A 12,126-nucleotide genomic window follows, 5' to 3' on the forward strand; every position below is an offset into this window, starting at 1 on the left:
CACCAAATACCCGTTATCGGGCAAAGGGCAGCCCAGATCGTCCCGCAACTCCTTCAACATGTTCTGCAGCGAAGGCGGCGCAGGAATGCCCGGCTTGACGGAGAAGCTGAGACCGTGAGCCTGACCCGCCCCATGGTACGGATCCTGCCCCAGGATGACGGCCCTCACATCGGCATATGCCGTAAAGTGTAAAGCGTTAAACAGATCGTGCATGTCCGGATATACGGTGCGCGAAGCGTATTCCCGCTTCAAAAACTCCCGCAGCTCCAAATAATACGGTTGTTTAAATTCGTCGGCCAATAAATCGGCCCAATCGTTCGTCAGGATCGCTGCCACGATTCCCTCTCCCTTATCTGTGTTTCGTGAGCCGCACGAGCCAATGAACGAAATAGCCGACAGGCCGCTCTACCCTTGCTCGGGTTTTGGCGTCCTCCGGCTGAACTAACGGATAACCCAGGCTTGCCGTCGAAATGGTCGAAGCCGACAAAGTCAAGCACATTCTTCCACGCGCCGGACAAGCTGCCCCAATATTCCGGCCGTCGCCAATACGATGCCGTCGGCGGCGGGCAATCCTTGCCTTAGCTCGTTCACATGAGCGCCGTTAGACTCGGGTATCTTTACTGTAAAACGGAAGCGGCTTTACCACAACATACGGTTTAGGCTTGCAAGTCCATTACGAAGCCTGCGCCTCTGGTCGCTCGTTTCTTCTCGACGATAGCGGCCTCTAGCACCTCCGGCGTTTTCACGTAAAACCGGGCCAGCAGCCCTTCAATCTGGTCGAAGGCTTCTTCGTCCCGTTCGGCCAACACCACCAAGCGGATTTGCCGGTCCTGCAATTCAATTTCCATATTGTATAAGTACATCGATGATCCCTCCGTTCTCCGGGCATAGCTTGCTCTCCCATCCTACCGGATTCGCCAGGCTTTGGCAAGACCAAGGAGGGTTGCTCCGGCGGCGGCGCAGCCACCCGAATTGCGGCCGGTTAGCTTCATCCGTTACAATGAGGGATGAGACAAGATTTCCATTCTAGTTTCGCAGGAAATGGAGGAACAACACATGCTGGCAGTCGGCACACCGGCTCCCGCATTTACTGCGGAAAGCACGCAAGGCACGATCCGTCTCGACGAAGATTTAGGCCGTCGGCCGATCGTTCTCATCTTTTACCCGAAGGACGAAACGCCCATTTGTACGAAGCAGCTTTGTGCCGTACGCGATTCGAAAGCGCAGTACGCCGAATTTGATGCGCTCGTGCTCGGCATCAACCCGGGCACCCTGGAGGAGCACCGCCGATTCGCGAATAAGTTCAACTACGATTTCCCGCTGGTCACGGACGAAGGCGAATCGATTCGGCAAGCGTACGATGTCGAGCAAACGTTGTTCGGATTGCTCGGTCAGCAGCGAATCGTATTTGTCATCGGCGCCGATGGCAAAGTGTTCTATGCAGCGAAAGGCAACCGGCCGACGCACGAAATTTTAAATGCGCTTCGGTCGGAGCGAGCAAGAAGGGGCGGCTAGCCCCCTCTTCTTCCTCCATCGAACAAGCGGGTCCGCATACGGCAGTTGCGTAAGCTTGCCTCCGCTTCAAATAACGGGGAAACCATGAGGCAAATCTTCGGCAGGCGGCGAGGCTCCACCTGAACAAACAAGGCTTCTTTCCGGGAAAGAAGCCCTTGTAAGGCAAGCCGCTATTATTGCGATAAACGTTTCGTCAGCTCATACAAATCCATATCAAATTCTTTCTTCGTGTGCACCACTTTATCGATATCGGTCAGCGTCAGCTGGCCCTTAATCACGCCGCATGCTTTGCCGGATTCGCCCTGGATTAAGCTCCGCACGGCGAAATCGCCGAGGCTGCTTGCCAGAATCCGGTCGTTATGCGTAGGCGCGCCGCCGCGTTGAATGTGCCCGAGCACCGTAACGCGTGGTTCTATGCCGTTGCGCTTCGTAATTTCCTGGGCAATGACCTCGCCCTTACAGACACCCTCTGCGACGATGACGATACTATGACGTTTGCCTTGTGCGAAATTTTCGGCCATCCGGTTCGAAATTTCGTCCAGGTCAAACGGCACTTCCGGTACGAGAATCGTCTCCGCCCCGCTGGCCAGTCCCGCGTACAGCGCGATATCGCCGCAGTGGCGGCCCATGACTTCCACGACCGACGAACGCTCGTGAGAGCTCATCGTATCGCGCAGCTTGTTGATGGCGTCAACGACGATGCTGACCGCTGTGTCAAAGCCGATCGTGAAATCGGTGAACGGAATATCGTTGTCGATCGTACCCGGAAGACCCATCGTTTTGATTCCAAGCTTGCTCAGCTTGTTCGCCCCTTGGTACGATCCGTCTCCGCCGATCACGACGAGACCGTCAATCCCCCGCTTACGCAAGTTGTCTGCACCGAGCTGCTGCCCTTCCGGCGTCATAAACTCCTTACAGCGGGCGGTTTGCAGAATCGTTCCGCCCCGTTGAATGATATCGCCGACGCTCCGCAAATCCATTTCCCGGATATCGTCATTAATAAGTCCGGCATATCCCCGCTGTACGGCAAACACTTCCAGGCCGTGAAACAGCCCGCTACGTACGACGGCGCGAACCGCCGCGTTCATTCCCTGCGAGTCGCCGCCGCTCGTGAGAACGGCAATTTTTTTTACTGTCATGATGGTTTCCTCCTTGTCGCTGCCCTTATTATCTCTATAAATATAAAACATTGGCATCTTAGGTTGGTCTTACATCGCTGTGGCGCTGTCCGCTCCCGCTACGTGGTCCTGCGAATCCAGACGCTGTTCACGAGGAAGAACAGCCGCATCCACGGGCTGCCTTTCATCAAACGGCGGGAGATACGCTTAACCTCCTGCTGCTTGCTGACCTTCGGATCGGACAAATATAACGCCAGCAGCCCCTCGATAATCATCCGGTGGAAAGCCGGATGCTCCAGCAGCTGCGAATGGCGCTTCGCCTCCTCGACGATCACGGCGATTCGTTCGACCGTGGCATCCATGTTCGCATAGTAGCTGCAAAAATTTAAATCACCGCCGGACAAATCTTCTTCTTGATCGATCAAATAATCGAGTAAAATGTGAAGCCCGCAGACGTACGGAAAGTACGCCTCATGAATGCGCTGTACCGTGTCCGCCTGCAAGCGCGATTCCGAAGCCGCCAGAAACAGCATAAACACCCCGAGCGTCGAACCCGTCGCCGCGGCAAATTCGTTCCATTGAATGGCCGGGAAGCGGCTCTTGTGACGTTCCCACCAGGTGAGCAGCGCCTCCTCGCGCAGCTCTCTGCGGATGTGCTTGTACACCTGCAAATCGCAATACAGCCCGACCAGTTCGCGAACCGAGGCAGCCACGAGCGGATAAGCCGGCAGTAAGCGGAGTGAGGCTTGACACGTTTTGACCAAATCGTTCAAATAATCCCCGTCTTCGCGCTCCGTCCGGAATTCGTAATATTCGTGGAGCGGCTCGGACGGATCGACGGCGTCCAGCATCGATTGATGCAGCCGGCGGAAATCGTCCGGGTCAAGCGAAGTGCTGCGGTCGCACAAATTATCCAAGTAGTCGCTGATCGTTTGGAAAGCGACGATGAGCGGAATCAGCACATGACGCATCGCGGGATGAGCCGCCGCATAGACTGCGCCTCCGATACAGTGAAATTCCTTCGCCGTCATGCTGTCGATGGCCTGCTTCCGCAGCTCGGGATCGGGTATCGTTTCGGCTCGATCGCGCCAATAACCCAGCTGTTCACGTACGCCCGGCAGGACGTAGCGGTACACCCTCGAGACTAAACGAAAAGGCCCGTTCGGAACGGCCGCTTTGGAGCTACCGGGGTTCAAACAAATCCCCTCCTCCGCCGCTTAACGCGTAGCAGTGCTGCAGCAGCGCCCGCATCTCTTCCCATTGAAGCTCGATCAGCAATTGTTCCACGCGTTCATTTCTCGTGCGCGTCACCTGCATTTCGATAAGCCGGTTGAAGCCTGCCGGCTCGAAGCGCCCGTCCGCCGACCATTGTTCGAAAGCGGCCCGAAAGGAGGGATTTCCGATATCATCCCACACGAACGCAGCAAGCCGCTCCCGGATCCGATCGGACCACTCCTGATGAGCGGGATGACCGCCGGCCATCCGAAACCAGTAGTCTGCATTCGGGTAATCCCCCTCCATCCGATGCATGAGGGCGTGCCAGTAGCTACCTTCAGGCGTATGGATGTCTTGCGAAAGGTTGTGCGAATGATCCAGGCTTTCATTAAATAGATGCAGCCCAGCCTTCACGGCAAGCGCGAAGCTGCGGCGTTCGCCTTCGAATCCGTCCGTGGACAGCTTGGAGATTTTCAAATCCGCCAAGTCGTCCAGTTCCTCCGTCGGGTACAAGGAAGGCCGATGGCTCGTCAGCTGCGCTGCGATCCGGCCGAGGCTTTCTGTCCAACTCACGTTACGCGAACCTCCCGGGGTTAATGGCGTCTATCGTCTTGAATTCGTCTCTACATTTAATGATGCGCCGCACGGGCATCCATATCTTGATTGACACGGAACCATAAATGAAGCTCATTGATCGTGCTCGCAAGTTCTGCGATTTCGCTGTTCAGCCTGCAGGAGGTTGCAAAGTCGTCTTCCACATTCAACTGGTCCTGCTTCACGATAATGATCCGTTCGATTTGTTTGACCCGGTCGGGAATCGTTCCGCGGATCTCTTCCCAGCGCAGCAGCAGCTCGGCTTGCTCCCGTTTCGAGTAATCCTCGAAGTCTTTCTTCAGCTGAGGCAGCGGAATGCCGAGCCGTTCGTCCCATACAAAAACATCGGTCATGCGAGGTGCACCACCTTGTAAGCTTTTAAACCCGGACCTGCAAGAGGCACTCACAGTTTATTCTATTAATGTATCAGAAACAAGACCTTCGTTCCAGTAGGGAACGAAATTTTTCTCCTCCATTTTCAGGGTTCGTGGTATAATGTGGGGACTGTGTGAAAAGAGGGGCTGCTATGAATGAATCCGAGCACCAACGCGTAACGTTCAGCCAGCTGTTAGCCTTCTTCCTGCCGCTCGGCATATCGGCGAGCCTAGTTACCATCTCCCATGTCATTATTAACAGCACGCTGGCGCGATCGGCCAATCCGGAAATCATCATCGCCAGCTACGCCCTGCCGATGAGCATTCTCGGCATCACCGAGAAACCGGCCGTACTGCTCCGGCAAACATGCTCTACCCTGGTTCGCGACCGCATCTCCTTCCGGGCGATGTCCGTTGTGAGCCTCTATGTGCTCGGCACTATTCTCGCGCTCGGGGCCATCCTAAGCTATACCCCGGCAGGTCCGTGGGTGTTCGCCCGCCTGTTCGGAGCGGACCCGACGTTGATTGAACCGATGATGGATGTATTTCGCATCCTTATGTTCGTCAGCATTTTCTCGGGGCTGCGCTGCTTGTTTCACGGCGTCATCATTTTCAATATGCGTACCAAGTGGCTGACAATCGGCATGCTGATCCGGCTTATCGGCATGTACCTCGTCTCGCTTTATTTCATCCGCACCGGCGTAACAAGCGGCAAAGTCGGCGCCATCATCTTCCTTGTCGGCATGGTGATCGAGGCTGCCGTCAGCATATGGGAGGGCCGGTCGCTGCTGAAGCGCCACATTCCGGAAAAGAAGCCCGACCATCCGATTGAAAAGCCGTCGCAAATATTCAGATTTTTCAAGCCGCTGCTCTATTCGTCCGTCATTGCAGTCGTGTCGGTGCCAGCCATTAATGCATTTCTGGGCAAAACAAGCGATATTCAGTTAGCGATCGCCGCATTTGCCATCGCCGCCAGCGTGACGAACCTGGTGACCAGTTTCTTCTCCTACACGCATCAGATCGTCTTGAACTTTTACCGCAAAGATGCGCGGAAAGTGCTGCGCTTCGCCTTGATGCTGTCGTTAATTCCGACGCTGCTGCTCTCCCTGCTTTCCTACACGGACATCGGACCCTGGTTCATGGAGCAGGTGATGGGCGTGAACGAGCGGCTGATGCACGCTTCTCTGTCAACGCTTCGCGTATTTACGCTGTTGACGCTGGTTTTTCCATGGCTCGATTACGGCAACGGGCTGTTAATGCTGAGCGGCCAAACGAAAACGATGGTATGGTCACAAGCTGCAAACGTGTGCATAACCCTGTTAACCTTAGTCGTTTGCGTGTTCATGACGCCAGGCTGGAACGGGATGATCGGAGCGCTGGCGCAATCGCTGGGACTCGCGGCCGAAGCGGCCGTCGTCTGGCAGGTCCTGCGTGCAGCGGCCCGCGATCGGACGGTTCCGGGAAGCATCGGACCGAACACACGGACAGCGGACAAAATTAACACAGAATCGAGTGGACGCTCATGACTGCGGAATCGCCCATGAGGCGCAATGATCTGGTCTTACGAAGCTTTACGTTTTCCTTTTTTATGATGATCGCCATCATCACTTCGTATTTCCCGCTTTACTTTCAATACAGAGGATACACCACCATACAAATCGGTCTGCTGTACTCCGTCGGGCCGCTGGTCGGCATCGTCGCCAACCTGTTCTGGAGCATGATGAGCGACAAGTACCGGACGATCCGCAAGGTGCTCATCCTGATCGTCATCGGCCAGCTCGCGATCTCCCTGCTCGTGTTCCGGACGGATGCCTTCGCGTTAACGATTGCCCTGATGGCTGTCTTCTTTTTCTTCCAGCAGCCGATGATGTCGCTGAACGACAGCTTGATTCTGTTAACGGTCAGCGGAACCCGCAAAAGCTATGCCTCCTACCGGGTATGGGGCTCGATCGGGTTCGCCGCTGCGGCGCTCGGCTTCGGACAGCTGTTGAAATATTACGGTGCAACCTTAACGCCGGTGCTGACGGTCGGGGTGCTGATCATTTCGCTGCTGCTGGCCTTCCTGTTGAAGGACGCACGCGACCCGCAAATCAAGAAGCCCGACTTCTCGGGCTTCGTCCCGATAGTCGCTTCGCGGCCGTTCCTGGCCTTCCTGGTGACGCTGCTCATAGTAGCTACCGCGCACAGGCTCAATGACGGCTTCCTGGTCTTATACATGCAGGAGCTCGGAGCGAGCCCTTCCCTCATCGGCTGGTCGTGGGTGGCTTCCGCCCTCAGCGAAGTACCCGCTTTTTTCTTGCTTAGCAAATACGGTCACAAATATAAAGAGCTGCCGCTGCTGGCGGTTTGCAGCCTCGTGTACGGCATCCGCTTTCTGATGATGAGCTGGATCGACAACCCTCTCTGGGTCATCGTAACGCAATTGATGCATTCGGTGTCATTCGGCATCTTCCTGTTCACGGCGATCCGGTACATCCAGATGGTCATTCCCGATCAATACCGGGCAAGCGGACAAGCCGTGTTCGCCGTCATCTGGTCGGGGGTCGCCGGGCTGCTTAGCGGTACGATCGGCGGCTGGATCTTTAACGACTTCAGCCCGCAGACGATGTATGCCTTCGGATCGGGACTCGCGTTCGTAGCGATGATTTGCTTTCTCGTCCTTCACGCCCGGAGCACCGGTGCGAACGGCGCCCGCGATTTTCAAGCCTGACTATGCAGGATTCGCCGCCCCTTCGTTCGTCTAATAAGTCGAGCGAACCCGGGCGGCTTTTTGGTGCGGCGAAACTCACTTCTTAAAGATTTCTTAAGAACCGGTACAACGTGCAACGTTCTGGAAAGATCATCCGTCATACTCAGAGGTAGAACTATAAGTAACGGAGGGGTTATGTGCTTGCGGTCAATCAGTTGTCTCACAGCTTCAAGAACGGCGTAGAAGCTACGCCGGTGCTCCATGAAATCGATTTCCACATCGCCAAAGGCGAAATGGTCGCGCTGCTCGGCAGTTCGGGCTCGGGCAAGTCGACGCTGCTCAATCTCATGGCGGGCCTGATGAAACCGACAACCGGCAGCATCCTCATCGACGGCAGCCCGATCGAGAAAATGAGCGAAAATCAGCTCGCCGAATTTCGGCGTTCGCATATCGGTTTTATTTTTCAATCGTACGAACTGATTCCTCATTTGACGGTACGGGAAAATGTCGAGCTGCCGCTCGTATTTCAAGCTGTGAAACCAAAGGAGCGCCGGGACAAAGCGGTGTCGCTGCTGACGAAGGTCGGACTCGGCGAGAAAACGGAAATGTTCCCGTCCCAGCTGTCCGGCGGCCAGCAGCAGCGGGTAAGCATCGCGCGTTCCCTGGTGACCGAGCCGGCCATCGTGTTTGCCGACGAGCCCACCGGGAACCTGGATACGAAAACCGAGAAGGAGATCATCGACCTGCTGATCGAGCTGAACGGAACGCTGGGCATTACGTTCGTCATTGTCACGCACGAGCTCGAGGTGGCCCGCCGCGCCCAGCGGGTCATTCAACTGCGGGACGGACGCCTCGTCGAAGACGGCGCATGGGCGGGTGAAACCGGATGAAGCTGACCGACTACATCAAGCTCGGCTGGGATCAGCTCAAGCGCCGGATCGTCGTCACCGCTTTATGCGCGATGGGAATCGCCATCGGCTCGGCTTCGATCATTGTCGCCCTCTCGTTCGGCGAATCGATCAACCAGTTCAGCAAGGCGCGGATGTACGATTTTCTGAAATCGGACGAAATTTCCGTCCGCTCCGGCAGCGGTCCGGAAACCGGGGCGCCGGACGGCGATCCGAACGCGTCCAAGCCCTACGAGCTGACCCAGAGCAAAATCGATCTGATTCGCAGCTTCCCGCATATGAAGGCGCTGTCGACCTATCGGACGTTACACGGGTTTCAATTGGAGCTCGATAACAAGAAGGGGTACTTGAACGAAATTTACGCAACCGAGCTGGACACGCTTGACGATTTCGGCATCGAGCTCCAGCAAGGCGGCCCGTCCGACCTCGAGAATACGATCATCCTCAGCTACGGGGCGACGATGGGACTGCAGGACGAACAAGTGTCGAGAACACGAAACTACGAGAACGAACGCGAAGCGATGCAAGCCTGGCGCGAACAGCGGACGCTCGCCTATCCCATGTACCAGAAGCTGATTACGCTTGTGCCGCAAGGCTTCGGAGCGAGCAGCGGGGAGAGCGTCTCCATTCCTGTACGTGTCGTAGGCATTCTGAAGAAGCCCGAGGGCATGTCGGACGACATCGTCTCGAATCAGAAGATCGCCTATGTCTCACCCGCGCTCGGCAAACGATTGTCCGAGGCGCAGGCGTTAATGAACGGTGGTCAAGAAAGGCCGAACAGCGGCGGACAACCCGCGACAACAGCCGATTACGACGAAGTGAAAGTAAAAGTGACCGACAGCTCCCACGTCAAAGAAGTGGAGGAGCTGTTGAAGAAGCTCAAGCTTGATGTGCAGACGAACCTGTACCGGGAAGAGCGGATACAGTCCGAGCTTATGATCGTACGAATCGTGTTTGGCGGGGCCGGCTTGTTTATCCTGTTCGTCGCCTCGATTTCGATCGTCGTCGCAATGACGATGTCAACCTACCAGCGGCGCAGACAAATCGGCATCATGAAAGTGCTCGGGGCGAATCTGAGGCAAATCCGCAACATGTTCATGGTCGAATCCGCGTTGCTCGGACTGCTTGGCGGGCTGGTCGGCATTCTGCTCTCGTATTGGGTCGTCTGGGCGATCAATATCGTCATCATGCGTTTTTCGGGCGGATCCGGCAGCGAAGAGATTTTGTTCATCAGTCTGTGGATTTTGCCGCTCGGCTTGTTCTTCGCCATTATGACCGGTGTGCTGTCCGGCATTTATCCGGCTGTCAAGGCATCCCGCACCGATGCGTTAACTGCGATCAAACGGGATTAATCACGTTATAGGAGTCATGCTGCCATGAAAAAGAAAAAATGGATCATCGCCATCGCCACCGTGCTTGTCCTCGGGGTGACAGGTTTATTGTTCTGGCAAAGCCGACCGGCCGACAAATCGAAGCAGGCGGCGATGCAAACGACGAATGCGCTTAAATTCAAAGTGACCCGCGAAGATTTGGCCAGCAGCGTCGAGGTCAAAGGCAAATCATCGTATCAGCAGGAAACGTACATCAATGCCCCCTTCGCCGCCGATGTCAAATCGTGGAATGTGAAGGAAGGCCAACAGGTGAAAAAGGGCGACCTGCTCTTCCAGCTCGTCGATACGGACCTGCGCAATGAAATCGCCGAGCTTCAGGCGTCCGCCCGCAAGCAGGAGCTCGATATCCGTTTGGGTGAATTTCAAGCGACGATAGGAAGCGGCGACGCTTCGACGGGCATTTCCGAAGCCGACGCCAAGCAGCGCTTCGCGCAGAACGAAAGCCGCAAAATCCAAGAGGAAATCAACCGGTTAAATCTGGAGCATGGACGAACGCAGTTAACCGAGAAGATCGAGAAGCTTAAGTCTTCGCAGTTTACCGCGCCGGAAGACGGCATTTTCTTATTCGATAGCACGAAGGAACCGAAGTCCGTGAAAGAAAGCGAGCGGATCGGCAAAATCGTCGATCTGTCGAAGCTCCAGCTCATCTGTATGGTCGGCGAGTTCGATCTGTTCCGGCTTAGCGAAGGATTGCCCGTAGAGGTGCGCGTCGACGCCTTGAAGGGGCTGAAGCTGCAGGGCAAAGTCGAACGGCTGTCCAAATTCGCCAAAAGCGCCTCGGACGCGTCCGGGAGTGCCGCTCAGTTCGAGGTCGTCATTTCGCTCGAACCGAACGAGCGGCTTATCGCGGGTCTGAGCTTGACCGCCTCCATTCAAACCGATAAGAAAACCGGCGTATTGGTCATCCCGACCTTGTCCGTACAGCGGGAGAAAGACGAATATTATGTGATGATGGAAACGGCACAAGGCGAACTCGAGCGCAGAACCGTCAAAATCGGCGTGGAAACGCCGGAGAAAACGGAAATTGTCAGCGGTCTTCAGGAAGGCGACACCGTCGTCATTCCGTAAAAAGGCTGAACGGCGGTTGTTATTTCTTTAGTCTCCCGGTATAATGAGTGTAGCTTTTAGCACCAAGTACTAAATTTGTGGTGCTTGTCTGTTAAACACGAAAGAGGATGATGAAAGATGACTGAAGCGACCCGTGTGCTTGCCTATGAAGATTTCAAGGAAATTTTGTTAGACCGTCGAAGCGTCCGCAAATACTCGGACGAACCGGTTTCCGTTGAAGATATTAAGGAGCTGATCGATTGCGCGCGGTATGCTCCAAGCGATACGAACTCGCAAACGTGGGAATTCATTGCCGTCACGAACCGCAACAAAATCAAGGAGATCGAAGCTATCACATGGGAAGAGCTGCACAAGCGCGCCTCCGAGGCGGAGCAGCGCGGCCTGTCTAAGGAAGCCCGGCTGCTGACCAAGTCGTTCGGACCTTACGCCACGGCCTTCTCCGACGCTCCCGTGCTCATCGTGTGTCTCGCGACTCCTTACCAATCCAAATTCCGCGAGCGCATCTTCGATCCGGTTCACTTAGTCCCGGACCATGTATGGGACGAAGAAGGCATCAAGAGCAGCTGCCTCGCTTCGCAAAACCTGATGCTTGCGGCTCACGCCCGCGGGCTGGCCACTTGTCCGATGACCGGTCCAGTGCTGCTCGCGCAAGACAGGCTCCGCACGTACCTGGACATCCGGCCCGAATGTCAAATCAATATGGTTATCGCGCTCGGCCATCCGCTGGAGCGTCCGGCCCGGCTGCCCCGCAAGCCGGTGGACGATATTCTCCGTATCGTCGATTAAACGATACGCGCTATTAACGCTGGTGCGCCTCGTTGCGCAGGATCTCCAGAAGTTCAAGGCCCGACAGCCCATGACAAAAACTCCCCCGCTCATCCTTGGATGTTCGGGGGAGTTTCTATAACGCGATAACGCGAACCTTTAGCCGATCTTGGCCATTTCTTCCTCGTCCATTTCGTAATTCGAATAAACGTCCTGCACATCGTCCAGATCGTCGAACGAGTCCATCATTTTGAGCAGCTTTTCGGCATTTTCGCCTTCTACCTTGATCGTGTTCTGCGGAATCCAGCTGACCGAGGCTTCGGCAAACTGCAGTCCCTGCGCCTCCAGCGCGGTCTTCACCTTCTCGAATTCATGCGGGTGCGTAAACTTGGGCATATCCTAACGCTCCCTATCGCTCAAAATATCACATTTATGTTTACACCAGCTGCCGCGGGTGGGTCAAAGATTTGTCCAGGTATCTATATACAA

General features: G+C 55.5%; 14 protein-coding genes and 1 pseudogene. 7 read left to right on the forward strand and 8 right to left on the reverse strand.

Translation table 11 applies throughout. The features are described from left to right. The 3 genes and pseudogenes from JMF85_RS23260 to JMF85_RS23270 all read right to left on the reverse strand — a co-directional run. Positions 1 to 336 (reverse strand): uracil-DNA glycosylase (locus JMF85_RS23260; RefSeq protein WP_397376007.1); only part of this gene is annotated, 336 nt, incomplete at its 3' end. Further along, positions 321 to 524: pseudogene (locus JMF85_RS28580) on the reverse strand (hypothetical protein); the annotation flags it as partial. The gene JMF85_RS23260 and the pseudogene JMF85_RS28580, both read right to left, overlap by 16 nt. Positions 525 to 656: 132 nt before the next feature. Continuing rightward, positions 657 to 863 (reverse strand): DUF3906 family protein, encoded by a 207-nt coding sequence (locus JMF85_RS23270; protein WP_054796818.1) that lies wholly within the window; start codon positions 861 to 863, stop codon positions 657 to 659. Positions 864 to 1,056: 193 nt separating this feature from the next. Here JMF85_RS23270 and JMF85_RS23275 point away from each other — a divergent pair, with 193 nt between their 5' ends. Beyond that, the gene (locus JMF85_RS23275; protein ID WP_127606137.1) at positions 1,057 to 1,515 is read left to right on the forward strand and encodes a peroxiredoxin; all 459 of its coding nucleotides are present in this window, start codon (positions 1,057 to 1,059) and stop codon (positions 1,513 to 1,515) included. A 173-nt stretch (positions 1,516 to 1,688) separates the two neighbouring features. Here JMF85_RS23275 and pfkA read toward each other — a convergent pair whose 3' ends face one another. From pfkA to JMF85_RS23295, 4 genes are all read right to left on the reverse strand, one after another. After that, positions 1,689 to 2,654: a 6-phosphofructokinase gene (gene pfkA / locus JMF85_RS23280; protein WP_127606139.1), complete on the reverse strand. Its 966-nt coding sequence runs from the start codon at positions 2,652 to 2,654 to the stop codon at positions 1,689 to 1,691. 98 nt (positions 2,655 to 2,752) lie between these two features. Beyond that, positions 2,753 to 3,829, reverse strand: coding sequence for a tetraprenyl-beta-curcumene synthase family protein (locus JMF85_RS23285; protein WP_127606141.1), 1,077 nt, complete (start codon positions 3,827 to 3,829; stop codon positions 2,753 to 2,755). Then, positions 3,816 to 4,421, reverse strand: coding sequence for a hypothetical protein (locus JMF85_RS23290; RefSeq protein ID WP_141333803.1), 606 nt, complete (start codon positions 4,419 to 4,421; stop codon positions 3,816 to 3,818). The genes JMF85_RS23285 and JMF85_RS23290 overlap by 14 nt, the downstream gene beginning before the upstream one ends. 56 nt (positions 4,422 to 4,477) lie before the next feature. Continuing rightward, a complete protein-coding gene (locus tag JMF85_RS23295; protein ID WP_054796814.1) occupies positions 4,478 to 4,795 on the reverse strand; it encodes a hypothetical protein in 318 nt (105 codons plus the stop codon). A 173-nt stretch (positions 4,796 to 4,968) separates the two neighbouring features. Here JMF85_RS23295 and JMF85_RS23300 point away from each other — a divergent pair, with 173 nt between their 5' ends. The 6 genes from JMF85_RS23300 (at position 4,969) to JMF85_RS23325 (ending at position 11,658) form a co-directional block, all read left to right on the forward strand. Continuing rightward, on the forward strand, positions 4,969 to 6,342 hold the full coding sequence (locus JMF85_RS23300) for a hypothetical protein (RefSeq protein WP_054799235.1): 1,374 nt from the start codon (positions 4,969 to 4,971) through the stop codon (positions 6,340 to 6,342). Then, positions 6,339 to 7,526 (forward strand): MFS transporter, encoded by a 1,188-nt coding sequence (locus JMF85_RS23305; RefSeq protein WP_230876123.1) that lies wholly within the window; start codon positions 6,339 to 6,341, stop codon positions 7,524 to 7,526. Before JMF85_RS23300 ends, JMF85_RS23305 begins: the two co-directional genes overlap by 4 nt. Before the next feature lie 176 nt (positions 7,527 to 7,702). Beyond that, positions 7,703 to 8,395 (forward strand): ABC transporter ATP-binding protein, encoded by a 693-nt coding sequence (locus tag JMF85_RS23310; protein ID WP_054796813.1) that lies wholly within the window; start codon positions 7,703 to 7,705, stop codon positions 8,393 to 8,395. Next, positions 8,392 to 9,765 carry an ABC transporter permease gene (locus tag JMF85_RS23315; RefSeq protein WP_201318998.1) on the forward strand — a complete coding sequence of 458 codons (1,374 nt, stop codon included), beginning with the start codon at positions 8,392 to 8,394 and terminating at the stop codon, positions 9,763 to 9,765. The genes JMF85_RS23310 and JMF85_RS23315 overlap by 4 nt, the downstream gene beginning before the upstream one ends. Before the next feature lie 24 nt (positions 9,766 to 9,789). Continuing rightward, complete coding sequence (locus tag JMF85_RS23320) at positions 9,790 to 10,872, forward strand: efflux RND transporter periplasmic adaptor subunit (RefSeq protein WP_141333805.1); 1,083 nt, start codon at positions 9,790 to 9,792, stop codon at positions 10,870 to 10,872. A 117-nt stretch (positions 10,873 to 10,989) separates the two neighbouring features. Continuing rightward, positions 10,990 to 11,658: a nitroreductase family protein gene (locus tag JMF85_RS23325; RefSeq protein WP_054796812.1), complete on the forward strand. Its 669-nt coding sequence runs from the start codon at positions 10,990 to 10,992 to the stop codon at positions 11,656 to 11,658. Between the two features lie 138 nt (positions 11,659 to 11,796). Here JMF85_RS23325 and JMF85_RS23330 read toward each other — a convergent pair whose 3' ends face one another. Next, positions 11,797 to 12,033, reverse strand: coding sequence for a YebC/PmpR family DNA-binding transcriptional regulator (locus JMF85_RS23330; protein ID WP_155614752.1), 237 nt, complete (start codon positions 12,031 to 12,033; stop codon positions 11,797 to 11,799). Between the last annotated feature and the right edge of the window lie 93 nt (positions 12,034 to 12,126).

The sequence above is a fragment of the Paenibacillus sp. EPM92 genome (assembly GCF_016586185.1).
GTDB classification, from domain to species: Bacteria; Bacillota; Bacilli; order Paenibacillales; family NBRC-103111; genus Paenibacillus_G; species Paenibacillus_G validus.